Annotated in this window: 17 protein-coding genes and 1 pseudogene; 8 read left to right on the top strand and 10 right to left on the bottom strand. The window is 64.9% G+C overall.

From position 1 onward, the window contains the following. Positions 1 to 111: 111 nt before the first annotated feature. Both AC51GT_RS11355 and AC51GT_RS11360 read right to left on the bottom strand, forming a co-directional pair. A complete protein-coding gene (locus AC51GT_RS11355; protein ID WP_496324597.1) occupies positions 112 to 759 on the bottom strand; it encodes an FMN-dependent NADH-azoreductase in 648 nt (215 codons plus the stop codon). Beyond that, positions 740 to 868: a hypothetical protein gene (locus AC51GT_RS11360; RefSeq protein ID WP_496328804.1), complete on the bottom strand. Its 129-nt coding sequence runs from the start codon at positions 866 to 868 to the stop codon at positions 740 to 742. The genes AC51GT_RS11355 and AC51GT_RS11360 overlap by 20 nt, the downstream gene beginning before the upstream one ends. 121 nt (positions 869 to 989) lie before the next feature. Here AC51GT_RS11360 and AC51GT_RS11365 point away from each other — a divergent pair, with 121 nt between their 5' ends. The 3 genes from AC51GT_RS11365 to AC51GT_RS11375 all read left to right on the top strand — a co-directional run bounded on the left by AC51GT_RS11365 (position 990) and on the right by AC51GT_RS11375 (position 3,906). After that, positions 990 to 1,511: a MarR family winged helix-turn-helix transcriptional regulator gene (locus tag AC51GT_RS11365; protein ID WP_496328805.1), complete on the top strand. Its 522-nt coding sequence runs from the start codon at positions 990 to 992 to the stop codon at positions 1,509 to 1,511. 181 nt (positions 1,512 to 1,692) lie between these two features. Then, positions 1,693 to 2,973, top strand: a complete 1,281-nt coding sequence (locus AC51GT_RS11370) for an HNH endonuclease signature motif containing protein (protein WP_496328806.1) — start codon at positions 1,693 to 1,695, stop codon at positions 2,971 to 2,973. 429 nt (positions 2,974 to 3,402) lie between these two features. Further along, the gene (locus AC51GT_RS11375; RefSeq protein WP_496328807.1) at positions 3,403 to 3,906 is read left to right on the top strand and encodes an alpha/beta hydrolase; all 504 of its coding nucleotides are present in this window, start codon (positions 3,403 to 3,405) and stop codon (positions 3,904 to 3,906) included. Positions 3,907 to 3,937: 31 nt separating this feature from the next. Here AC51GT_RS11375 and AC51GT_RS11380 read toward each other — a convergent pair whose 3' ends face one another. Genes AC51GT_RS11380 through AC51GT_RS11390 form a run of 3 tightly spaced genes read right to left on the bottom strand, consistent with a single transcriptional unit; the run spans position 3,938 to position 5,822 of the window. Beyond that, positions 3,938 to 4,546: an energy-coupling factor transporter transmembrane component T family protein gene (locus tag AC51GT_RS11380; RefSeq protein WP_496328808.1), complete on the bottom strand. Its 609-nt coding sequence runs from the start codon at positions 4,544 to 4,546 to the stop codon at positions 3,938 to 3,940. After that, positions 4,543 to 5,223, bottom strand: a complete 681-nt coding sequence (locus tag AC51GT_RS11385) for an energy-coupling factor ABC transporter ATP-binding protein (protein ID WP_496328809.1) — start codon at positions 5,221 to 5,223, stop codon at positions 4,543 to 4,545. Before AC51GT_RS11385 ends, AC51GT_RS11380 begins: the two co-directional genes overlap by 4 nt. Further along, on the bottom strand, positions 5,223 to 5,822 hold the full coding sequence (locus AC51GT_RS11390) for a biotin transporter BioY (protein ID WP_496324635.1): 600 nt from the start codon (positions 5,820 to 5,822) through the stop codon (positions 5,223 to 5,225). The genes AC51GT_RS11385 and AC51GT_RS11390 overlap by 1 nt, the downstream gene beginning before the upstream one ends. 179 nt (positions 5,823 to 6,001) lie before the next feature. Between AC51GT_RS11390 and AC51GT_RS11395 the strand changes: the two genes are divergently transcribed. Beyond that, positions 6,002 to 6,361, top strand: a complete 360-nt coding sequence (locus AC51GT_RS11395) for an Rv2640c family ArsR-like transcriptional regulator (protein ID WP_496324604.1) — start codon at positions 6,002 to 6,004, stop codon at positions 6,359 to 6,361. Positions 6,362 to 6,394: 33 nt separating this feature from the next. Here the strand turns inward: AC51GT_RS11395 and AC51GT_RS11400 are convergent, their stop codons facing one another. Next, positions 6,395 to 6,880: an Lrp/AsnC family transcriptional regulator gene (locus AC51GT_RS11400; protein ID WP_496324605.1), complete on the bottom strand. Its 486-nt coding sequence runs from the start codon at positions 6,878 to 6,880 to the stop codon at positions 6,395 to 6,397. Positions 6,881 to 7,004: 124 nt separating this feature from the next. Between AC51GT_RS11400 and AC51GT_RS11405 the strand changes: the two genes are divergently transcribed. Next, positions 7,005 to 9,302, top strand: coding sequence for a thiamine pyrophosphate-binding protein (locus AC51GT_RS11405; protein ID WP_496328830.1), 2,298 nt, complete (start codon positions 7,005 to 7,007; stop codon positions 9,300 to 9,302). An 87-nt stretch (positions 9,303 to 9,389) separates the two neighbouring features. On the opposite strand, the gene AC51GT_RS11410 is transcribed toward AC51GT_RS11405, so the two are convergent. The 3 genes from AC51GT_RS11410 to AC51GT_RS11420 all read right to left on the bottom strand — a co-directional run bounded on the left by AC51GT_RS11410 (position 9,390) and on the right by AC51GT_RS11420 (position 19,361). Then, positions 9,390 to 12,680, bottom strand: a complete 3,291-nt coding sequence (locus AC51GT_RS11410; protein WP_496328810.1) for an arabinosyltransferase domain-containing protein — start codon at positions 12,678 to 12,680, stop codon at positions 9,390 to 9,392. Further along, a complete protein-coding gene (locus tag AC51GT_RS11415; RefSeq protein ID WP_496328811.1) occupies positions 12,673 to 16,005 on the bottom strand; it encodes an arabinosyltransferase domain-containing protein in 3,333 nt (1,110 codons plus the stop codon). Before AC51GT_RS11415 ends, AC51GT_RS11410 begins: the two co-directional genes overlap by 8 nt. Before the next feature lie 95 nt (positions 16,006 to 16,100). Further along, positions 16,101 to 19,361, bottom strand: a complete 3,261-nt coding sequence (locus AC51GT_RS11420; protein ID WP_496328831.1) for an arabinosyltransferase domain-containing protein — start codon at positions 19,359 to 19,361, stop codon at positions 16,101 to 16,103. Positions 19,362 to 19,502: 141 nt separating this feature from the next. Here AC51GT_RS11420 and aroQ point away from each other — a divergent pair, with 141 nt between their 5' ends. The 3 genes from aroQ (at position 19,503) to AC51GT_RS11435 (ending at position 22,796) form a co-directional block, all read left to right on the top strand. After that, a complete protein-coding gene (gene aroQ / locus AC51GT_RS11425) occupies positions 19,503 to 19,946 on the top strand; it encodes a type II 3-dehydroquinate dehydratase (protein ID WP_496324609.1) in 444 nt (147 codons plus the stop codon). A gap of 319 nt (positions 19,947 to 20,265) precedes the next feature. Then, complete coding sequence (locus AC51GT_RS11430) at positions 20,266 to 21,219, top strand: phosphatase PAP2 family protein (protein ID WP_496324610.1); 954 nt, start codon at positions 20,266 to 20,268, stop codon at positions 21,217 to 21,219. Further along, positions 21,216 to 22,796: a hypothetical protein gene (locus AC51GT_RS11435; RefSeq protein WP_496328812.1), complete on the top strand. Its 1,581-nt coding sequence runs from the start codon at positions 21,216 to 21,218 to the stop codon at positions 22,794 to 22,796. Before AC51GT_RS11430 ends, AC51GT_RS11435 begins: the two co-directional genes overlap by 4 nt. A gap of 100 nt (positions 22,797 to 22,896) precedes the next feature. On the opposite strand, the pseudogene AC51GT_RS11440 reads toward AC51GT_RS11435, so the two are convergent. Continuing rightward, a pseudogene (locus AC51GT_RS11440) lies at positions 22,897 to 24,175 on the bottom strand (IS30 family transposase). Positions 24,176 to 24,224 lie beyond the last annotated feature (49 nt).

Genomic DNA, 24,224 nt, shown 5'->3' on the forward strand with positions numbered 1-24,224 from the left:
TTTCACTTGAGCGAGCAGGTAACCTCGTATGGTGTACGAGGTTACCAGAATCGTTGGATTCCGATCGCGGAAATGACGGTGGCCCGGACCATCGGACCCGGCGAAGGCTCGTCAGACACCTACTCCCGCCAAGCCTTGTCCGTGGGTGCGAGCGAGCTGCTCGGCGTCGGTCCGCAGGCTCGCTGCGATGTCTTTGAACTCGTCGAGTGCCGGGTTCTCGCCGACGAGGGTGAATGCAGATTCGACGACTCGCAGATCCAGATTCCAGACGTCGGCAAGTATTCGGCGCATCCAATCAGTGGCGTGGTTCCAACCCTCACGTGGTGTACCGGGCGCGTAATAGCCGCCTTGGACACTCACCAGGACGGCCGGCCGACCGGCGATCGCGGGAGGCTCGGCGGGATTGAAACGGGGGTCGGTGATGACGGTGTCCACCCAGCTCTTGAAGTGCTGCGAGACCCCGAAGTTGTACAGCGGCACCGCAAAGAGAAACGTGTCGGCGGCGATCAATTCATCGGCGAGCCCGGCTGCGATGGTGAGCGCTTCGGTTTGCTGTGGTGAGCGCTGATCCTCGGGCGTGTAGGCGGCATAGGCTGCGGTTCCCCACGTGGTCGCGGGTAGGGGATCGGTGCCGACGTCGCGCCGGATGATCTCGTCGTGGGGGTGAGCGGCTCGCCACTGTTGTTCGACGATGTCGCCGAGCGCGCGACTATGAGATCCCTCGACACGGATGCTGGCGTCAAGACGGAAAAGAGACATGGGAAAACTCCTTGAAGATGGGAAGGGCTGGGGGACTGGTCGTGCGCTCGGTGTCGAGTTGCCAGGTGCCGACCAAACTGTGCAGGTCGGCATCGGTCTGAATGATCACGAAGTCTCCTAGCGATCTGGACCGGCAACGTTTGGTGGGGTCACCGGCTTAGTGAACTTGAACATGCAAGTTCGAGCGTAAGCCCCTGAAGTTGAATGTTCAAGTCCGTTACACTGGGGCGGTGACCGATGACGCAGATATGCCCGACGGTGGGTGGCTCACGCCGGAACAGCAACGCGATTGGGCGTCCTTGATCTCGGTGCTGATGATCCTTCCTGGCAAGCTCGACGCCCAGCTGAAGCGGGCGGCGGGGATCAATCTGTTCGAGTACAGCGTCTTGGTGGCATTGTCCGAGATGCCCGGACATACCCGGGTGATGAGTGATCTCGCCGGACAGACCCGGGCGTCGTTGTCGCGGTTGTCGCACGCGGTGACGCGGCTCGAGGGCGCGGGGTGGGTCGAGCGCCGTTCGTGCGGCGGGGCCGGCCGACGGACCGAAGCGCTACTGACCGACGCGGGATGGCAAGAGCTCCAACGGATTGCGCCCGGACATGTCAGTGAGGTGCGGCGACTCGTCGTCGACGCGATGAGTGCCGAACAACTCCAGTGCCTTGGTTCTGCTGCGCGCCTCATCGTCGCCGCGACCGACCCGGCGGCCGCCGAAGCGCTCACCTCCGCGATTGACCGCTCACAAGCTCGTTGAACTGTGTCTCCGGTGCGGTGGTCGGTAGTGGGCTTGCTATGAGTGTGGATCCACCTTCGTGTCGGACCCGCTCGATATGATGCCCGGTTGGTCCGTTGAAGTAGTGGAATATGTTGTGCAACAGTAGAATTACTTGATTAGAACACTTGTGCGAACGGCGTTCGACGAGTAATATTGGGCCATGGACTTCGGGGAGATGTTCGCCAGAATCTCAGATCTGGCAGGGGGTGCGACTCTGGTCGCGGGTGATGACACCGAGTTGTCGTCGCGGGTTGTGGCGGTGATACGTCTCAATCATGTTGTCGAGCAGCTTCTTTTCCGTGTGGTGGGTGAGGTCGATCGGCGTCGGATCGCGCAGAAGAAGGGCGCGGGGTCCACAGTCAAGCTATTACGCGATGCCGGTATGGCGCCGGCCGTCGCGCACCGGTACGTGCGAGTAGGCAAGGCGCTCAGCCAGTTTCCGTCAATTGCCGAATACGGAATCGACGGACAACTATCCGGTGAGCATGTGGATGCGATTGTGAAGGGGCTCCATCACATTGAGCGTCGCAATCCCGACCTTCCGGATACTGACCGGTCCGACTGTGAACGTGGACTACTGACCGAAGCGTTGATGGGCACACCGGCGGCGGTATCGGTGCGGGCACGTTCCATGGCTATCGCCTTGTCGCCGCCGGACAAAGAAATACCGGACGCAGAGAATCATGATCTGAACGAGTTGTCGTTCGGGACCGGTGATGATGGCCGCACCCACGGCACCCTGGACTTGGACAATTTGCTCGGCGAAAAGCTGGCGGTGGCACTCGATCCACTGTGCACACCAGTACCTGAACCCGATGGTTCTCCGGATCCGCGGAGCGCAGGTCAGATCCGCGCCGATGCGCTGGAACGGTTGTTGGATTCGTATTTTGATCAGGAAGACCGACCCACTCGGGGTGGGGCGAAACCACATGTGACGGTGACGGTCTCACCCGAACATCTGCAACAGTTGCAGCTGCGCGGCATCCCGGGTGCCACACCGCCGGCCATGGCACCCAGGTTTGAATGGACCGGACCGGCGTCGGCACCCACCGCGCAGATGGTGGCGTGCGATTCGGTGATCACCAGAATCCTGCTCGACAACAACTCTGTGCCGCTCGATGTCGGACGCGACCAACGCACCGTCACCTCCGCGATCCGCAAAGCGTTGATCGCCCGCGACCAGGGCTGCGCATTCCCGGGCTGCGGCTGCGCCGCGGTGTACACCGATGCCCATCACATCGACTTCTGGCGCAACGGCGGCGGCACCAGCCTGAGCAACATGGTCTTGCTGTGCCGGCGACACCACCGCTACATCCACCATCAGGGCTGGACGGTGTTCATCGGCCACGACGGGCATCCCTGGTTCCTCGCGCCCGGCAGCACCACCGAACTACGGTCTCATGCCCGCCGCACCCTGACCACCGAACTCACCGCCGCATAAGACGACGGGACACCGAACCGCAAGACTGAGCAACACAGCACAACCTGTGTACTGCATGACCTTTGACAACTTCATAGTGTGACGGCGGTGCTGTCGATCGTGCAGAAAGCGGGTGCCGCGAGACGTGATCCACGTACCATGTGGGGCGCATCGATACGCGAATCGAGGTGCGACTCATGGCAACCATGCATGCCGCTCTTGTCACGTCGTTCGATGAACCACGGCATTATCGGAGTTCGAGGTTCCGGCGATTCCTGGGCCGGATCATCAGCTTGTTGACGTCCTCGCTGGTGGACTGCATCCGCGAGTACGGTCGGGCGCTTCCGGAGAGCATTACACCAACGCCGGCCAGGGTCGAAAGCGTTTGGACACATGAAGATTCCAGAGAAATCCGGACTGTTCTGATCCCATGAGGAGTTGATTGCGGCGATGTGGCTTCGTTTCATCCACGGTGCAGGCGGCTATTTCGATGATCGCGAACTGGCGGAGGGTCTCGGTGTGGCAGTCGGCGCCGCTGTCGACATGCCACACATCCCCGAAGACGACATGTCTTTCGAGGCGTGGGCGGCCCCGGTCCGGCGCATGGTTGCCGCGATGAGTCCGGACGATCTCGTGATCGCCCATTCCTTCGGTGCATCCGTCTTACTGCGGGTGCTGGCCGAGGAACCCCGGCCGGTCCCGGCGAGTGCAGTTCTGTTGGCCATGCCGGACTGGGGTCCGCGGGGTGGGGACATCGCCGAGTACGCGTTCGAGGGACCTGAGCCGGTTCAATCGATTTCGCTGCACCACTGCCGTGACGACGAAGTGGTGCCGTTCCGTCATCTCGCTCTCAATTCGGCGCTACTACCTTCTGCCCGGGTCCACGAGCATCCGTCGGGCGGCCACCAGTTCAACGGGTTGGCCGAGACGATAGCCGCGGACGCACTCGGTTGACGCTCGGTCATCAGCTCGGCAACGGTTGGATTCAGGTATCGAGCCCCCGGGCCGACAACGCGTCGGCGAAGTGGTCGGCGGTGTGGAGTGCACCCAAAACCACTGGCACGGCAAGCCGGTGGGGCATGAATTTCAAACCCCGGGCGCGACGGGCCTCATCGACCTGCGTGACGAGTTCGACCATGAGGGGGATCGATCGAATGGCAAGGGCCAGAACCAGAGCCATCCGATCGGGGCGAAAACCGAATCGTTGCAGTGGCGTGAACATGCGGGTCAAGGCGGCCAGCATGTCCATGGTGCGGGTGGTCAGTGAGACCGCGATGGCCAGGGCGACCGACAGGATCATGACGCCACAGACCACGAGTGCGCGCTCCCAGCTGGCAAAAATAAGCTGAAATGCGAAGATCATCAACACAACCCAGAACAGGGGCCGTAGCGAGGCCACCACAACGCGCATCCGCAACCGGGCGACCACAAAGACCGCGGCCACAACGATGATCCCGAACGGGAGTCGCTCCGGGGTGTTGATCAATGCGGTCATCGCGATCACCACAACACCGAGAGCAAGGAGTTTGAAGCCTGCGGGCAGGCGGTGGATAGGCGAGATCCCCGGTTGGTAGACGCCGAGCGCGTTGCTCATGCCATCAGCGTCCGGTAGTGGCCGATGGTTTCTTCCGGAAGGCCGTCGGCGACAACACGACCGTCGTCGATCACGATCACCCGGTCGAAATCAGACAACAATTCGAGGTCGTGACTCACCACGATCAATTGCTGTTCCAGTTCGGCGAAGACTCCGCGGATCATCGCGCTGTTGCGGAGGTCGAGCAGCGTGGTGGGCTCGTCGGCCACGATGATCGACGGTTCGGTGACCAGGATCGACGCCAACGCCAGCAACTGCTTCTGGCCGCCGGAGAGCTTCTGCGCGGGATGGTCGGCGTGCCCGGCCAACCCGAATCGGGCGAGTACCTCGCCGACCCGTTCCTCGACCTGCGCCTTCGACAGCTTCCCCCGTGAGAGTGAGAGCGCCACATCTTCGCGGACGGTCGGCATGATGATCTGACGATCCGGATCGGTGAAGACGAATCCGACCTCTTTTCGGACCGCGCGGGTTTTGCGTTTGGTGTCGAGGCCGTTCACCTCGACGGTGCCAGTGTCGGGGACGACCAGTCCGTTGATCATCCGGGCGAGTGTCGACTTGCCGCTGCCGTTGGACCCGACGATCCCGATCCGTCGCTGCGTCAGCTCGAGGTCGACGTCGCGAAGGACCGCTCGATCTGCGTAGGAGTGGCCGACGCCCCGGAAGGTTATCCCCGCCATCACCGTCGTTTCAGACGCAGCGGGGTGATCAGTCCCGGATACCCGCGGTGAACCTGGCGGGCGACGAGCGCGGTGGCTGCAGCCTTGGCGAGGTCGCCGACCACGTAGATGCCGTTGGTGCTCAGCGCGGCCCACCACGTCATGTCGGCGCGGATCATCAATCCGGCGGTGCCGAAGAGATAGATGACGCCGAGTCCGCCGATGACGTTGATGACGAATCCGGGGATCACCCGGTACTTGGGCATCATCGCGGCGGTCAGCAGGCCGATGACGATGACCGCCGGTAGCCAGCCGATGAAGAATCCTGCGGTCGGGGAGGTCAGCGAGACCAGGCCGGTCCGGCCACCGGCCAGGATGGGCAGTCCGCAGATGGCGAGGGCGCTGAAGATGAGGACCGCCAGGGCACCCTTGCGCCAACCCAGGATGGCGCCGGCAAGCATCACCCCGAGGGTCTGCAGCGTGATCGGTACGCCGCTGCTGCCCAGCGTGATCGTGCCGGGCAGGCCCAACGCCGCGATGAGGGCGGCGAACACGGCGGCCTGCGCGAGATCACGCACGGTCAGGCCGACAGCGATCCGGCGCGGACGCTCGACGGGCATGGTCATATCTGATGTCACGGTGATACCTCGCGCTGTAGGACGCCGGATGCTGCATCCGGGGTACGTCAGCTCCGAATGGATGCGATTTCGGTGGTGATACTACGGATCGGTGTGGTGTCCGGTTCCCTGAGCGCCACCTTTTAGACATAAGTCACGAATCTTGGGCTACTGTGGAAAACATGCCCAAGGCGTTACCGGTCATCGACACCACCTCGCCGATCTGCTGCGCGCCGGTGTCCGCGGCCCCGGTGAGCGATGCCGACGCACTCGAGATCGCGTTGCGCCTCAAAGCTCTGGCCGACCCCGTCCGGATCAAGCTGATGTCGATCCTGCTGACCGCCGACAGTGGTGAGGCGTGCACCTCGGACCTCGCCGCGCTGCTCGGCCTGTCAGAGGCGACGGTCAGTCACCACCTCGGTCAGCTCAAGAAAGCGGGTATGGCGCAATCGTCGCGGCGGGGCATGAACGTCTTCTACGCCGCGCATCCCGATGCGCTGAACGCACTGCGCGGCGTGCTCGATCCCGACTGCTGCCGCTGACCACAGCGTGTGGCCGCAGATGACGTCGCGGACTCAGCCGTCGGTGGTCTCGAAACGTCGTAGGAGCGGGTCCAGGCGATAGTCCACGAGTCGGCGCATCACCAGAGACGTCATCGTTCGCTCGACACCTTCGATGTCGAGGACCTGGCCGGCGATCCGATAGAGATCGTCGGCGTCGCGGGCGACCACCTGAACCAGTAGGTCCGTCGCGCCGCTGAGGCCGTGAACCTCGAGGACCTCGGGTATGGCGTCCAACGACTCCGCGACTGCAGTCAATTCGCGCTGCACCACGGTGGTGACGATGAACGCGGACATCGGATAACCCAGTGCCGCCGGATCGATGCGCCGCTCGACCGAGCGCAGTGCACCGCTCGATTCGAGCTTCGCCAACCGGGACTGGACCGTGTTGCGCGACAACCCGGTCTGCTCCGCAAGCGACAGAACAGTGGCCCGGGGCTCGGCGACGAGGGCGCGGAGCACCTTCGCGTCGATCGGGTCGGCCTGGTGACCGCTGCTCATTCTGCCTCCGCTGGGAACCGTCGAAACCACGATGGTGTGCAAAATGCATACTCTCACGGCGATTGGTTGCGCAGAAAGTCTGTGCGTGATGCAGTCGAGCTACATCTATGAATCGGAGAAATTGATGGACGAGCGGGACCTCGGATCGCTGGCGGACGTCGAGCAGCGGGTGCTGTGGCTTGCGACGTCGATGATTCACCATGCCAATCGGGTTCGGCCGAACACCTCGGGTCTCAAGGTCGGTGGCCATCAGGCGTCGTGCGCATCGATGGTGTCGATCATGACCACGCTCTGGTTCGACCAGTTGCGTCCCGGGGATCGGGTCTCCGTCAAACCCCATGCCTCTCCTGTTCTGCATGCCATCAATTACCTGCTGGGTGAGCTCGACGAGTCGTACCTGACCCGGCTCCGCGAGTTCGGCGGATTGCAGAGCTACCCGAGCCGCACGAAGGACCCCGATCCGGTGGATTACTCGACCGGGTCCGTCGGAATCGGTGCGACCGCACCCATCTGGGGTGCAGTGGCCCGGCGCTATGTCGAGACCACCTTCGGCGGTGCCGGCACCGGGAGGCAGTACTCGCTGGTGGGCGATGCCGAACTCGACGAGGGCGCCGTCTGGGAGGCGATCCTCGATCCGTCGGTCGCCGAGCTCGGTGAGGTCGTCTGGATCGTCGACCTCAATCGACAGTCCCTGGACCGGGTTGTCCCGAACATCGCCGCCGATCGCCTGGAGAAGATGTTCGGCGCGGCCGGCTGGCAGGTGATCACCGTCAGGTTCGGTGCGCTGCTCGAGGAACTGTTCACGCGGCCGGGTGGGCAGGCGCTGCGCGCCCGCATCCTGCAGATGCCCAACCCCGAATACCAGCGCCTGCTGCGCTGTCAGGCAGACGAGCTGCGGACCCGCCTGCCCGGTGAAGGACCCGAGGCGCAGGCGGTGGTCGACCTGATCGCCGGACTCGACGACGACACCCTGACCCGGGCGATCCGTAACCTCGGTGGGCACGATCTCGATGCACTGCGCAAGGCGTACAGCGAGATCGACGACACCAGGCCGACGATCATCATCGCCTACACGATCAAGGGTCACGCGCTGCCGACCGAAGGGCATCCGCAGAACCACTCGTCGCTGCTGACCGTCCCGCAATACGACGAGCTCGCCACCGGTCTGGGTATGGACCCGGCCAACCCGTGGACCCGCTTCGACGACAACACCGCCGCGGGCCGGCTGTGCCGCGACACCGCCGCCGCCCTGCACCGCGACAACACCGCCCCGAACCTGCCGCCGCAGGTGCCCACCGACTTCGGGCGCACCCCGTCGGGAACCTCCACCACCCAGGCCGCCCTCGGCCGTACGCTGCTCGACCTCAGTCGTGAATCCCCTGACGCCGCACAGCGTGTGGTGACCGTGAGCCCCGACGTCAGTTCCACCACCAACCTCGCCGGGTGGCTCAACAAGGTGGGCGTGTGGTCTCCGGGCGAACGTCGGAACTGGTTCGACGACGACTCCGAGACGATCATGCACTGGCGGGAACGGCCGACCGGACAACATATGGAACTCGGTATCGCCGAGACGAACCTCGTCGGCCTGATGGGCGAGCTCGGTGCCACCTGGAGTCGTTGGGGTCAGCCACTTTTCCCGATCGGCGTGATGTACGACCCGTTTGTGGAACGGGCACTCGAGCCGTGGTCGTACGGAATCTATGCCGGTGGACAGTCGATCCTGGTGGGTACCCCCTCCGGTGTCACCCTGGCGGCCGAAGGTGGCGCCCATCAGTCGATCAAGACGCCGTCGATCGGACTGGAACAGCCCGGTTGTGTCAGCTACGAGCCGGCGTTCGCGATCGATGTGGAATGGATCCTGTTGTCCTGCATCGGTCGCCTCGGCCGGCCCGACGGAAGCTCGTCGTACCTACGACTGTCGACCCGTCCTGTCGATCAGCGCCTGGCCGCGGTGCCCGTCGATCCGGCGGCCCGGGAACGTCGTCGCCGGCAGGTGGTGGCCGGTGCCTACACCGCGCGCCACACGCCCGATCCCCAGGTGACCCTGGTGGCAATGGGTGCCATGCTCACCGAAACACTCACCGCGGCAGATCGACTCGCCGATCAGGGCATCGCCGCCGAGGTGGTGTGTGTGACCAGTCCCGGACTCCTCTTCGAAGCCCTGCAGGCCCGCCGCGGGCACGGTGACGCCCCGACCTGGATCCTCGATCAGGTCTTCCCGGCCGATCGGGCCGCGCCGATGGTGTCCGTCCTCGACGGACATCCGCACACGCTGGCGTTCCTGCAGACCATCAACCAGGTCCGCGGAATTTCTCTCGGCGTCAGCCGATTCGGTCAGGTCGGCACCCTCGACGATGTGTACCGCTACCACGGCATCGACACCGACAGCATCGTCCGTGCCGCCCTCGACCTGACCCCCTGAACCCGATGATGTGGCCTTTTGGCGATCAAAAGCCCAGGTGGGCAACGCCATAAGGCCACATCATCGGGGTGCGGCGGTCGATTTGGGCTAGTAGCGGGCGCCGCGCATCGGGGCCGGGTCGTACAGCCCCGAATGGGTGGTCGACCCGATCTCGAGCTTCGCGGGCTTCGCCTCGACAATGGGGGTGAACTTCTGCAGCGAACCCCAATCCCGGCCCCAGTTGTTCCGCATGTACGACGGAATGATGGTGGGCCGCAACATCGACTGGGTGATGCCAAGCGGTCCACCGGCATCGCCGGACATCCAGGTCTGGGTGCTCTGGCGAGTTGCCTCGGCGTCGGGCAGGATGCGCCACTTCGGCACCTCGATCACGCCGTACTTCACGGCCATCGGCTGCTGGCACGGGAACGCCAGGGCCGGCAGCCAGTCGATGAGCACCGGATCGTCGTGGCCGACGAGCTTGTCGAGCGTCTCCATCTTCGTGATGCGAGGAGGGGTGAGTGCCAGCCACTGATCGGGGGCCGCAGAGGTGTCCGAGGCGATCACGCGCACCACGGAGGCCCCGGCGGGGGCATCGCTCAGCGGGAACCGCAGGTTCCGCCAGATCGGCTGCTCGCCGGTGTCGATCGGACCCATCTGGGCAAGCGGCTCAACGGTGTTGCCGGTTCCGGGACGACCGAACTCGACGACCAGCTTCTGCCCCGACTCGACGATGCCGTCACCGTCGACGGCTTCGATGCGGCCGGACGCCGACAACGTCAGCAGCGGTGAATCCGGATTCGGCTCGGGCATCTGGTACCACGCCGAGGTCAGCGATCCGCCGGACGAGCCGTAGCTGCCCAGGACCGGGGTGGTCGCCGGGTCGAGACCGAACGGCAACCGCACCGTCGAGCCGTTCACGCCCAGAGCGCCTTGGCCGCCGCCGGTTCCGGCTTCATCGGTGTCGTCGGTCTCGTTGGCACCGGCACCGGTCTGTGCCGTGTTCAAGGCCGCGGCCTCGGTCGACTCGGTGGCGTCCACCGACAAGTCGTTGGGAACGCCGTTCGGAGTGAAGCCGGTCATGTCGGCGCCGGCGAGTGCTTCTCCCGGGGTCAGATCGACCTGACCGGCAACAGATGCCGGCTGCAGAAGTCCGGTGTTCGGATTGGGCTCGACCAGGATGTCGTCGGCCATGGCACAGATGTCACCCTGCAACGCAGCCACATTCGAGTTGAGCCACGAGTAGCTGTCGCGCTGTTCGTATGCGGCCTTGGCAAACGACAGCAGCATGAACAGGACAACCAGTCCGGAGATGACGGGCATGGGAGAGAACGCGAATCGATGCCAGAACTTCGAGCCCTCGGTGCGCTGTTCAGCGTTGACGTAGTCGTCGCGGAAATGCTGGTACAGGCCCACCAGGGTCGTGGCGACGGCGATTGCGAGGATGATCCAGGCGACCCGGACCCCGGCGATGGCCGGCGGCCGATCCCACCACGGGATGCCGTAACTGCCGACAAACCACCAGCCGTTGGTCCCGGCAAACGACAGCGCGGTCACATATAACACGGCAGCGGCGAAGAACGTGCGATTTCGCCTGCGCCGCAGGATCGCCGGGGCCATCATCGCGCCGGCGGCCGCGGCGAGCGCCGCGCCGATACCCGCGTAGACACCGAGGTGATGGGTCCACTTGGTCGGTGTGAAGGCGAGGAAGAAGATGAAGCCGAAGACACCGGCGACCAGACGCCAGGTGGGGCCCTTGGGGATACCCATCGGGGTCCGGCGACGCAACAGCATCAGCAGCACGACCATCAGGCACAGGAACGCCATCAGGATGCCGAACCGCCGGGACAGGGTGCCGTCGGCGGTCGGCAGCATCAGGTAGTAGTACCGAACCGGTTCCTGCCACCATTCGAGTGTCGGTCCGACCTCGGAGGCGACCTCCGACGAGGTCAGGATCGTGGCCAACGTCTGGTCGGCAAAGATGTTGTACAACACCGCGGTACCGGCCGCCAGGATCGGCATCAGCAGGGGCAGCAACCCATCTCGGCTCCGGCGCGCCATGATGCGGCGCAGCAGCGGTCGGATGCCGGCCAGGAGCAGCGCGACGGCCATCAGACCACCGGGCGCCAACGCGAGCGTGAACGCCGCGATGATCGTCGCGACCGCCAGCGGCAACAGTCGTCCGGTCGCGATGGAGCGGTCGACCGAACACCAGGTGAGCAGGGCGCCGACCGCCAGTGCCGGTTCGGGGCGCAGGCCGTTGTTGAACGGCATCCAGATCGCGAGGAACACAAACGCCGCCGACCAGAGGGCCGGGGTGGAGTGCCGCACCGTGCGACCCAGGCGTGGGATCACCTCGCGGGAGATCAACCACCAGCCGAGGAGCCCGAGGAGGAAGGCGGGCAGGCGCATCCACGGCGTCGCCAGACTCACCTCGGTCATGGCCGAGATCACTTGATAGTGCCAACCGAACGGATCCTGCGGCACACCGAAGTAGCGGTAATAGTTGTCGACGTACCCGGCTTCGTCGGCGATTCTGCCGACCGTGAAGTTGTAGCCGTCGTCAGAAGTGTTGGCGCCCATCAACCACCACAGGGCCAACGTCGCGAACACGACCACGTCGGAGACCCGGATAGTCCACCAGCGCCGCGGCAGGAACCGGTGGTGCCCGCGGCCGTCACGGGCGTCGAGCAGCGCCAGCGCGATGAGTGACAGGACGGTCATCACGATGCCGATCACCATCGCCGCGAACTTCAGGTTGGTCGGGGTGGTGACGAACCGGGTGTCGATGGTGGCCGAGAACTCCAGACCCTGCGGCGAAACGCTCTGTGGCAGTCCGGTGAACACACCGACGATCTGCGGGCGCAAGTTCGGGTCGGGGACGTCGAAGGAGAGCTGCCCTTCGGTTCCGCCGTTGACGATCTCACCGTGGGCACGCTCGCCGTCGGCGTTGAAGGTGATCCGGCAATCCGGATCGGACTGCGCTGCAGCGCGATCCGCGGTCAGCAGCACCACGTCACGGTCGGTGACGGTGATGCGGTCGGACGTGGCGCGGATGAACAGGCCTCGAGACGTCGCGTCCTGTCCACCGGCAGGCAGCGTCGAGAGCAGCACCCCACCATCGGCGGGGAGATCGGCGGCCGTGGTGCACGGTACGGACACCCGCATGTCCACCGGCACAAAAGAGACCAGCGGCGCCGAGACGTTGGTGACCTGATTGTCCTGTGGCCAGTTGAGTTGCGCGGTGGTCTGATTCACCGGCATCAGGGGGCTCAGGCCGGCCAGGAGGAAGCCGATCAGGCCCGCGACCACGGCAACTATCTTGACGTTCCGGTATCCGGGGCCGGCAAATCTGCTCACTGACCCGTTTTTGCTGATGATGCTCGCCTTTTCACTCATTTTCTTGCGGCACCACTCTCAACGGACCGGTCCGCGACCAGCCCCATTTCGTTTCGGTACCGGTGATGATGTTCGCTTGCGGGGCGTCGGGCACCAGCGGGATCAGGACCTCGAGAGATCCCCATGCGCGGTACCAGTCGTCGTCGAGATACGTCGCAACCGTGTCGGCCCGGGTGACGGCCTCGCTGACACCGAGCACGCCGCCGTCCTCGGCCGCCTGCCAGGTCTTCGACTGCGAGGCTGCGGTGGTGCGGTCCGGCAGGATCCGCCATTGCGGGATCTCGGCGACCCCGTCGGTGATGGAGAACGGACGCTGGCACGGGAACTGGCTCGCCACACTGAAGTCGATCAGCGTCGGGGCCTTGGAACCGACGACCTCTTGCAGCGTCTCGAGCACAGGTGCCCGGGGCGGGGTGATCGCCAGCCACTGCTTGTTGTTGACGTTGTTGTCCTTGGCGATGATCCGCATCCCGGTCGCCTCGGCGGGCACCTGATCCATCGGGATCACGAGATTGCGCCACGGCCGGTTCGGCTTGTCCGGACCCGGGTCGATCGGGCGGATCTGCGATCCGACATCGATGAACGTGCCGTCCGCCTCTTCGATGCCGAACTGGATCAGCAGTTGCTGTCCGAATGTCATGACGCCCTCTTCGTTGAGCGTGAGGACCGGTCCGGCTGCGCTGAACGCGAGTATCGGTGACGCATCACGGGCCGGCAACTGATACCAGTCGGTCATCAGTGTGGCCTCACCCGAGTCGTATCCGTAGCTTCCGAGCACCGGCGTGGTGGCCGGGTCGAGTCCGAACGGCAGGACGACCCGGGAGCCGTTGACGGTCTCGGCGCCGTATCCACCGGCGATACCCGCACCTGACCCGGAGATCACGAAGGGCTTGTTGAAGCTGGCCGAGACATTCATCTGGCCGGGACGGGCCGACCCGGCCTCGGGTGTGAGGCTCTCGGCGACCCCGTTGGGTGTGAACCCGACCGGGTCCTCGCCGGCGAGGGCATCGGAGACCGATACCCCGTCGGCGGGTGTCAGCATGCCCTTGTTGGGGTCCCGCTCGACCAGGACGGCGTCGGCCATCGCGCAACTGTCACCGGCCAGCGTGGACACGTTCGCATCGAGGACCGTGTACGCGGGGTAGCGGGACAGCGCACCCTTCGCGAAGACCGCCAGCATGCAGATCACCATGAAGCCGGCGATCAGTGCGATGGGGGAGGAGGCCAGGGTGAGTCGGCGACGGTCGGCCTTTTTGGCGGCCTCGTCGTCGTCGCCGGTGTGGACCAGGCCCTTGTTCTGCACGAAGTCGTGCCGCAGGTGCTGCCAGACGGCCACCGCGGCCGCGACGACGGCAAGGATCAGGAAGATCGTCGAGACCTCGCGGCCGGCCAGGACGGGTGCCTTGTCGAACCACGAGATGCCGAAGTTGTAGGCGAACGGCCAGGAGTTCTCACCGGCCATGGCCGCGGCCAGGGCGAACATCAGTCCGGCGACGAACACCGAGAGGTTGCGGGTGGACCGGGCCGCCGACTGCGCGACGGCGACGGTGGCCGTGGCCGCCAGCGCGGCCGCGAATCCGGCGAAGATCCCGAAGTGGATCGTCCACTTGGTCGGGGTGAACATCAGCAGCAACAGGGTGATCAGGGTGGCGCCGAGGACGCGCCAGACCGGACCCGGGTCGACGGCGCGGATCTTGTCGCGCCGCAACATCACGGCCAGTGTCACGAATACCGATGCCAACAGCAGGAGCAGTGGGACACGACGGGTCAGCGCGCCGTCCGGTGTGGTCACGGTGATGAAGTAGTAGCGCAGGTATTCCTGCCACCACGAGATGGTGGGGCCGACGATGTAGCGCGTCCGGACCGCGTCGAACACCGTTGCCAGCGTCTGGTCGCGGAAGACCACCAGCACCACCAGGGATGCGGCGGCGGCGGACGGTGCGGCGAGGGCGGCCAGGTTGATCCAGCGACCACGGGTGGTGGTGGCCGATTCGCGGCTGCGCTCGATCACGATCCGCAGCATCGGACGGGCGCCGACGATCAGGACGGCGATCGCGATGACACCCTGCGGGGCCAGCGCCAACGTGAGACCGGCCACCATGGCCGCCAGGGCGGCGGGCAGCAGCCGCCTGGTGGCGATGGCCTGCTCGACGGCCCACCAGGTGAGCAGTGAACCGAGGATGATGATCGACTCGCTGCGCAGGCCGCTGGCGTAGGGCATCCAGAACGCGGTGAACACCGTGGCTGCCGCCCAGACGGCCCAGGTGCTGCGACGCACCCCGGCGCCCAGTCGCGGCAGGAGCACCCGCGAGAGGATGAACCAGGAGGCCAGGCCGGCCAGCAGCGACGGGATCCGCATCCACAGACCGGACGCCGACACCTCCGACCAGGCCGCGAGGAACGAGTAGTACCAGTCGAACGGGGCCTCGGCGATGCCGTAATAGCGGTAGTAGTTGGCCAGGTGGCCGGCCGATTCCGAGGCGCGGCCCATATTGAGGATGTAGCCGTCGTCGGGCGATCCGGCGCCGAGGAAATGCCAGATCAGCAGGACCGCGGTGACGGCGAGGTCGCTGGCCCGCGGGCGCAGCAGGCGCTTCGGGGACCACTTCCCGATGCGACGGTGGTAGCCGTCGATCCGGTCCAGTAGCGCCAGGCACACCAGTGAGATCACGATGGCGATCAGGCCGAGGACCAGGACGATGGCCTTGATCGCGGTCGGGGAGCTGTCGAACCGGTTGTCGACGGTGGTGATCGCCGAAAGCCCTTGTGCAGCAGCGGCTTCCACGTCACCGGTGGACAGGTCGGTGAACACGCCGTCGAACTGGGGACGCGAGTCGATCCCGAGCAGGCCGGCCGGGCCGAGCCCGACGAACTCTGCGCCGGCGGCGCTCGGCGTCGACCAGACGTGGAGCTCACGGCACTGCGTGGTGCCGATGTCGGCGCGGGTGGCGGAGGTCGCCAGTTCGTTCCGGAAGACCACCGAGACCGAGTCCGCCGACGCGTTGACCACGAGGGCGTTCTGGTTGTAGCGCTCGGCGCCCGGCGGCATGGTCGCCAGGACCAGTCCGCCGTTCTCGGGGAGCGTCTCGATCAACGAGCAGGGGATCGTCGCATCGAAGGCCTGCGGGGTCTGCGCGATCAGTGGCGCGGTGACCGATGCGGTCTCGTCAGAAAGCTGCTGGCCGGTGGGCCATTCGATGGTCGCGGTGGACTGCTTGACGGGCAGCAGGGGAGAGATCGCGCAGAACGCGATCCCCACGAGGCCGGCGACGATTGCGACCCAACGGACTGTCCCCGCACTGGGGAGGTGAGAGGACACAGGCACGAGAGACGATGGTATTGCACTGACCTGAGAACCCGAACCTGCCCCGTGAGCAGGGCAAGGTCCGGGTCTTCCTCAGGATCGGCCCGTTCTGTGTCTCAGTAGCGGATCGGGGCCGGGCTCCACAGACCGGAGCGGGTGGCGGTTCCCAGATCGAGTTTCGCCACCGTCGCCGGCTCACCGAACGGCTCGTAGCGCACCAGCGAACCCCAGTCGCGACCGATGTCACCCTCCAGGTACGAGGGCACCGTGGTCTTGTCCAGGGACACCTCGATCCACCCCAGCGGTCCGCCGCCGAACGCATCCGACCATGCGCCGACCGCCGCCGCCAGGTCGGCACCCGGAGCGATCCGCCACTTCGGGATCTCGGCGACGCCGTACTTGTGGTCGAACGGACGCTGGCAGGGGAAGGCCAGACCGTTGGTCCAGTCGATCTGTACCGGATCGGTGCTGCCGACCATCTGCTGCAGCGTCTGCAGATGGGGTACCCGCGGTGGGGTCACCGCGATGAAATTGTCCTGCGCGAGGTTCTCATCCTTGGCGACGATCCGGATGGCGGTGGTCTCGGCCGGGAACGAACTGCGATAGGTACGCAGGTCGCGCCACGACGGCCGCGGGCCCGGATCGATCATGTCGACCTCGCCTGCGGTCCGGAAGTCCTCGTCGCGGTCACCTGAATCGGTCGAGTACTCCATCTTCAGGTTCTCGATGTCGAACTGGCCGGCCACGGCCATCGACACCAGCGGGGTGTCGGCACTGCGCGCGGGCAGCCGGTACCACGAGGAGGTCAGGTAGGAGGGGAACTGCTCGTTCTGCGAGTAGCTGCCCAGGACGGGGGTCTTCTGCGGATCGAGCCCGAACGGCAACTTGGCCGTGCTGCCGTTGATGCCGGCCTGATCGGCCTCCCCGCCCCCGGTGCCACCGGCGTTGGAGTTCAGGACGTCCGGCGATGCCGCGACATTGGCACCGAGGACACCGAGGCTGCCCGCGCTCGCGGTCGAGTTCAGTGTCAGCGGCAGACCGTTGGGCGTGAACCCGGACGTCGGCGGCGGGACACTGCCCGGCTGCTGGGTGCCGGTCAGTCCGCCGACGATGTTGCCGTCGACGGGTTCGAGCAGATCCGCCGAGGGGTCCGGTTCGACGAGAACCTTGTCGGCCATCCCGCAGACATCACCGGACAGGGCGTCCACGTTCGACGAGGGCACCGAGAACGACCCGCTCTGCTGCACTCCGGAGAATATGGAGGTACAGATCAGGAAGACGACCACGAACATGCCGGCAACGGCCAGCGGGGATGCGGCCAACATCCCGATCCACCGGCGACGGCCCGTGGCGGCGGGGTTCTTCGCCGGCTTCGATCGTTCGAACGGTTCCCGGAAGTGGAACCAGAACGCGACCAGCAGCGCGAGTACGCAGAGGAACAGCAGCAGGCTGCCGAGCGCGACCCCCATGCGGACGGGCAGGACACCCCACGGCATCCCCCAGTTGGAGACATAGAACGAGGCGTTCGGCGCGGTGAACGACAACCCGGTGATGAACAGGACCAGTGCGATGAACAGCATGCGGTTACGTCGGGCGTGCATGGCCTCGGCGCTCACCGCGATGGCCGCGATGGCCGCCAGTGCAGCAGCCAGACCCGCGAAGACACCGAACTGGTGTGTCCACTTGGTGGGCGTGAACATCAGGAAGATCAGGGACGCGAAGGTGATCCCGACGATGCGCCGGGACGGTCCGAGCGCGGTGCCGGGGATCCGGCTCTTCCGGATCAGCATCGCGCCGGAGATCACCAGGCCGACCAGCATGGCCAGGACTGCGAACCGTCGGCCCACCGAGCCGTTTGCCGAGAATTCGAACAGCGCGGTGTAGCGGTCGAACTCGTTGTACCAGTTCAGGGAGGGGCCCAGGGCAGTCTTCATGCTGGTCGACTGGGTGAAGGCGGCCAGTGTCAGGTCGGAGAACACCACGAAGATCACGAAGACCCCGGCCGCGCCGACCGGTGCGAGCAGCGCCAGATAGCTCGTCAGGCCTCCTCCGATCGCCTTGGCCCTCTTGATGAGCGACATCACCATCGGTCGGGCCCCGGCGATCAACGCCGCCACCGCCATCAGGCCGGTCGGGCCGGCCGCGAGGCTGAACGCGCCGATGGTGCAGGCCACCGCGGCCGGAAGGGTCCGGCCGGTGGCGATCGCACGTTCGACCGAACACCAGGTCAGGAGAGCACCGAGGCAGATGATCGGTTCGGGGCGCAGGCCGTTGTTGAACGGGAACCACGACGCCATGAACACGAACGCGGCAGTCCACGGGACGACCCGGTTGGTCACGGCCGCGCGTCCGAGTCGTGGCAACACCTCGTGGGAGATGATGAGCCACACCAGGATGCCGCAGGCCAGTGCCGGTAGGCGCATCCACGGGCTGGCGGTTGTGACGTGCGCCAGCCAGCCGAAGACCTGGTAGTACCAGCCGAACGGGGCCTCGGGCGCGCCGTACCAGCGGTAGTAGTTGGCCGTATATCCCGCGTCGTCGGCCACCCGCGACATCGTCAGGATGTACCCGTCGTCGGACGTGTTGACGCCGACGATGTGCCAGATGAGCAGTCCGCCGATGACCACGGCGTCGCGCGCGTTGAACCGCCACCAGTTCTGCGGCAGGAACCGGCGGTGTCTGCGGCCGTCGGTTCCGTCGAGGACGGCGAGCGCGCCGAGTGAGATCAGGGTCAGCACCACTCCGACCGCGATGGCGATCCACTTCAGGGCCGTCGGCGCGGTCGTATAGCGGTCGTCGATGGTCGCGTGCGCGCTCAGGCCGGGAACGGTATCGGCCGCACCGGTGAGGTCGGTGTAGAGACCGGTGAGTTGGGGACGCTGATCCCCGTCGGTCGTCTCCCCGACGAGCGGTTCGCCTTCGGCATTGGTCATCCCGACGAACTCGGCCCGTACCGACTCGTACGTGGCGGTGACGTCGATGCTCTGGCAATCCTGCGATCGGATCTGGGCGAGGGTGGCCGAGGCGACCGGTGTGTTCCTGACCACGACCTCGACGACCTGCCGGTCCAGTGCATCGGTGGCCTGGCCCGCCTTTCGGATGAACAAGCCCCGCGCGACCGACTTCTCCGCCTCTTTCGGCAGGGTCGAGACCAGGACGGTCTGTCCGGGTTCGGTCAGCTGGTCGATGGCCGTGCAGGGCACCGAGATCTCGAGGTCGACCGGTACGTAGGACACCAATGGGGCGAGTACCGACTCGAGCTTGTTCTGCTGCGGCCAGTTCAGGTCTGCCGTCGTCTGGGTGACCGGTAGCAGCGGTGTGACCAGCGCCAGGAAGATTCCGGCGAGGCCGGTGATGATCGCGGTGATCTTCGCGATGCGGACCCGGTCCCTGCCGGGGCTGCCGACAGATGGCGGCGTGGTGACTGTCTCGACGGCATCTGGCACAAGGTCAGATGCTATCGGTCCTTGCGTGTCGGATTGACCAACGGTGGCGTGGCGCGCAATACACTCGGCCTGATGAGCGAAAAGCTGCCTGTCCTGTTGCTGAACGGGCCCAATCTCAACACGCTCGGAACCCGTCAGCCCGAGGTCTACGGCTCCGATTCACTCGACGACGTGGTGGCGCTGGCGACGTCGACCGCCGCCGAGTACGGGTTCGGCGTCGATGCCCGGCAGACGAACCATGAGGGCGAGATGCTCGAGTGGATCCAGCAGTCCCGCGGGCAGATCAGTGCCATCGTGATCAATCCGGGCGCCTGGACGCACACCTCCATCGCGCTCCGGGATGCCCTGGTCATACCGGAGGTTCCGATCATCGAGGTGCACATCAGCAACGTCCACGCCCGCGAAGAATTCCGACACAAGTCGTACGTGTCCGGGATCGCATCAGGGGTGATCGCCGGGTTCGGAATTCGTGGATATGAGTTCGCGATCCGCCGCATCATCGACCTGATCGGCTGAGCCGGGTCCACCGCTCGACCGACAAGTTGTGGCGAGGGTCACACCACATGGTGAACAATGGCCCCAGCACGGGGGTCGCACCGAGGAGTGGCCGTTTTCGCCCAGTTCAATGACTCGCGCGTGGTGCGATGGAAGGATCTGCCGGACTCCTCGGTTATGATCCAGCAGAGCTATTGCGCCCTCGAGGGCGCTGGATGTGTACGGAGTGGTGTCGTGCCGTGATGTGAGCGCGGTAGTTTCGCGTTCGTCCCCTTCGAAGTGGGACACGCGTTTTCTGGGTTGTCCAAGTGTGTGGAGGTTCTATGCGGGAGTTGTGCGTATGACGCTCCGCGATGACCGCCGAGCCGTCGCCGCCGATTCGAAGAGCGGTGTGGTTGACGCCCCGGACTACGAGTCCGCGGAGTTCGACTCCTCTGGGTTCGACTCCTCCGAGTTCGATGTGGCGGAGTTCGACACCTATGAGTCCGAACTCAGGCAAACCGGCTTCCGGGCGGTCGTCACGCGGGTCAACCGATATCTGGCCCGACCACGTTGGTGGTTCGAAGTTCTCATGCTCGGATCCCTGTACGCGGTCTATTCGCTGATCCGCAACAGCGTCGGGGACGTCGCCGACCAGGCCTACCGCAATGCCAACAGCATCCTCCGTTTCGAAGACGCCTGGCATATCGCGCTCGAGCGGCCGCTGAACGAGCTGGTCCACACCACCGGGTGGCTGGCGAACCTCGTCGCCCTTCAGTACGCGACCTTGCACTTCTGGGTCACCCCGGTCGTATTGATCTGGTTGATGTTCCGGCGCAAGGAGCATTACCGCAAGGTCAGCGGCATCCTGATCCTCACCACGGGTCTGGCCCTGATCGGCTTCTACAGCATGCCCACGGCACCGCCGCGTCTGCTTGCCAGGGAAGGTTTCGTCGACATCATGGCGCAGACCGCGTCGTGGGGATGGTGGCCCGCGTCCGGTGCGCCCGGAAGTGACGCGATCTCGAACCAGTTCGCGGCCATGCCGTCGCTGCACTGTGCCTGGGCGACGTGGTGCGGAATCGTCCTGTTCTGCTTCGCGAAGTGGAACTGGCTGCGAATCGTCGGGGTGCTCTACCCGCTGACCACCTACTTCGTCGTGATGGGGTCGGGCAACCACTTCATCCTCGATGTCATCGCCGGTGTGGCCCTGCTCGCCGTTGCTGCGTTGATCATCTACGCACCTGCCCTGTTGCGTTGGTGGCGCTGCCGATCGGCGGTCGCGCCGACCAGGTCCGGAGTGCCGCTCGGATGAGTCTTCCGGTGGCCACGCCACTGTTGCGCTGGCGCCCCCTGTGGCCGATGGCGTTGGCGCTGGCGGCAATCGTGGCACTGTGGCTTGCCCACCCGACGGTCGGCGACCTGCAGGCGGCCATCGCTCGTGAAGAGGCAGCCCGCTCGGGCGTCGGCCTCGGCTACTGGTTCGGCTGGTACGGGGGTGTGTCCCCGGGGAGCTATTCACTCATCGTCCCGGCCCTGTCGACTCTGACCGGATCGCTGCTCCTGCTGTGCATTGCGACCGCGATCATCGCGTTGCTGTCGATCCCGCTCTCCAAAGGCGGGTCTCACCCCACGGTGCTGATGTGGGCGATCACGGCCGCTGCCGTTCTCAACATGTTGTCGGGACGGGTCGCATTCTCTGTGGGTACGGCGATAGCGCTGGCCGCGATCATCGCCTTCCGACGAAATCTTTTGCCGCTGGCGGCCGTCGGCCTGCTGGTGGCGGGTCTGGCGAGTCCACTGGCACCGGCGTTCGTCGGTCTGGCGGCGTTGCCGTTCGCGCTCGGCAAGGATGCCAAGGCGCGGAAGGTCTGGTGGATTCTGGGTGGGGCGGGACTCGGGGTCGTGGTGCCGTTTGTGATGTTCGGCGCTCCTGGCGCACAGGGTTTTCCGGCCACCACCTTGTTCTGGATGGCATTGATCGCGATCGGTGCAGCCTTGGCACTGACCATTCCGCCGGCCCGGTGGATCGTGCCACTCGCGAGCGCGGTGGCGATCTTCATGTTCCTCGTGCCGACCGGTATCGGTTCCAATCTGAGCCGGTTCTTTTGCCTTGTCCTGCCGTGTATCTGCTTGTTCTATTCGAGGAAGTCGCTGAAGTTCCTGGCGATAGCCCTGGCGCCGGCGTTGGTCTACGCCGTGTTCGTGGCGACGGCCGATCAGGTGGTCGGTGCCGATTCCGGCAAGAGTGAGACCTCGTACACGCCGTTGCAGTCGTTGTTGCTCGCGCAGCCGGAGATCGACAACCATCGGGTGGAACTCGTCGACGCGCAGACCCACGCGGGGGCGCACAAACTCGGCCTGGACATCAAACTCGCGCGCGGCTGGGAGAATCAGTCGGACTCCCGGTACAACCCGATCTTCTATGAAGAGGGCGCGCTGACGCCGGATTCGTACCGGGGCTGGCTGGCCGAGAATGCTGTCGCCTTCGTCGCGGTCTCCGCAGATCCGTTGCGGCAGTTGAAGGACGAGGCTGCGCTGGTGACCGACGGCCTACCGTATCTGGACCGCATCTGGGGCAACGACGATTGGACGCTCTACCGCGTCGCAGATCCCCAGCCGATCGTGCCGCAGCCACTCACGGTGGTCGAATCGTCGCCGTCCCAGCTCGTCCTCGACGTGCCGAACGCGGATGCGCATCCGATCCAGTTGCGCTACAACAAGTATCTCGTCGCTCGCAGCAGCGTCGACGATTCCGTGTACGCGTGCATCGAGGAGACCGAGGACAGCTGGATCACCCTGACGGCTGCGGTACCCGGCCAGTACACCCTCGAAGGACTTCTCTCGGTCCGTGGTGTGGTCGGTGCCCAGCCCGCCGATTGTGGTGCGTAGAAAGACTCCCCGACCGTCGAGCGTGCCGAACCGGCCGTCGAGCGTGCCAAACCGACCGTCGAGCGTGCCAAACCGACTGTCGAGCGTGCCGAAACTGCTTTCAGTCTTGCAACTTTGGCACGCTCAGGGGTGATTTCGGCACGGTCGACGGGTAGATTCCAGTGATCGTCGCAACACCATCAATCCGCTGAATCTAGCAGCGCAGCCATCGCCTCGTTTGGTGTCCTGAAATCGAGCGCCTTCCGCGGCCGATTATTGAGAGCCTCAGCAACCTCATCGAGGTACGCGGCAGAATGAACAGACAGATCCGTACCCTTCGGAAAATATTGGCGTAGCAACCCATTGGTGTTTTCGTTGGTGCCACGCTCCCACGGCGAGTGCGGATTGCAGAACCAGACCGACAGATCATGATCAATAGCGATATCACGATGTGCCCCACGCATTTCCGAACCCTGATCCCACGTGATCGACCGCTTCAACGTCGTCGGCAACTCGCCGATCGCAACGCGCATCGCATCACGCATCTCCTCGCCGGTGCGCGTGTGAGGAAGGTGCAGCAAAATCACATATCGGGTCATCCGGTCGACCAACGTTCCGATCTGGGACTGATTGTCTTTGCCGACGATGCAGTCGCCTTCCCAATCGCCAGGCAGTGCCCGGTCTTCAACATCGGGCGGGCGATTGGCAATGAGTAGCTCCTTGGGAACTATGTCGCGGCGCCCATCAGCCTGACGATGGGGTTTACGGATCGTCCTGCCGGTCCGTAAACACCGTTTGACCTCAGCTTTAAGTTCCCCGCGGGGGAAAACATAGAGGCTTTGATAGATCGTTTCCGGGCTGATCCGCATAGATTCATCATCCGGGAAATCGAGCACCAGGCGGGTACTGATCTGCTCCGGCGACCAGCGTTGCTGGCAGCTGAACTTCTCCCACACGTACTGCCCCAACCGAGCGTTGGTGACCACTTTGCGGGGTTTCGGTCGCGGTAATCGTTGTTCAGCGAGGCGTTGAGCTGCGCCGGCGGCATACCGTTTATGGCTCATCGTGTTGCGGTTGATCTCCCGGGAAATCGTCGACGGACTACGCCGAAGATCCCGGGAGATCGCCCGAATCGATAACCCCGCAGTGCGTTTGCCCGCTATCAAGTCTCGTTCGTCCAATGACAGATAACGTCCAGCAGGACCCGAGCCGCAGTCGGAGACAATCTGAGGTAGCACCACAGTGGGGATCACCCCACCATGCTTGTGCACCAACTTCCCGCCGTATCGGACCGAAAACCCAGCGCGTGTCGCAGCCCGCGCCGTGGACCACCCAGCTGCTTTCAAATGCCAAAACGTTCGAACCTTGACCACTGGCACCGGTGGCGTACCCATCGACATCACCCCATATCGTCAGGGTGTTGCAACGACTCCTTGAGCCCAAGACGGT

Source organism: Williamsia sp. z34 (assembly GCF_059553395.1).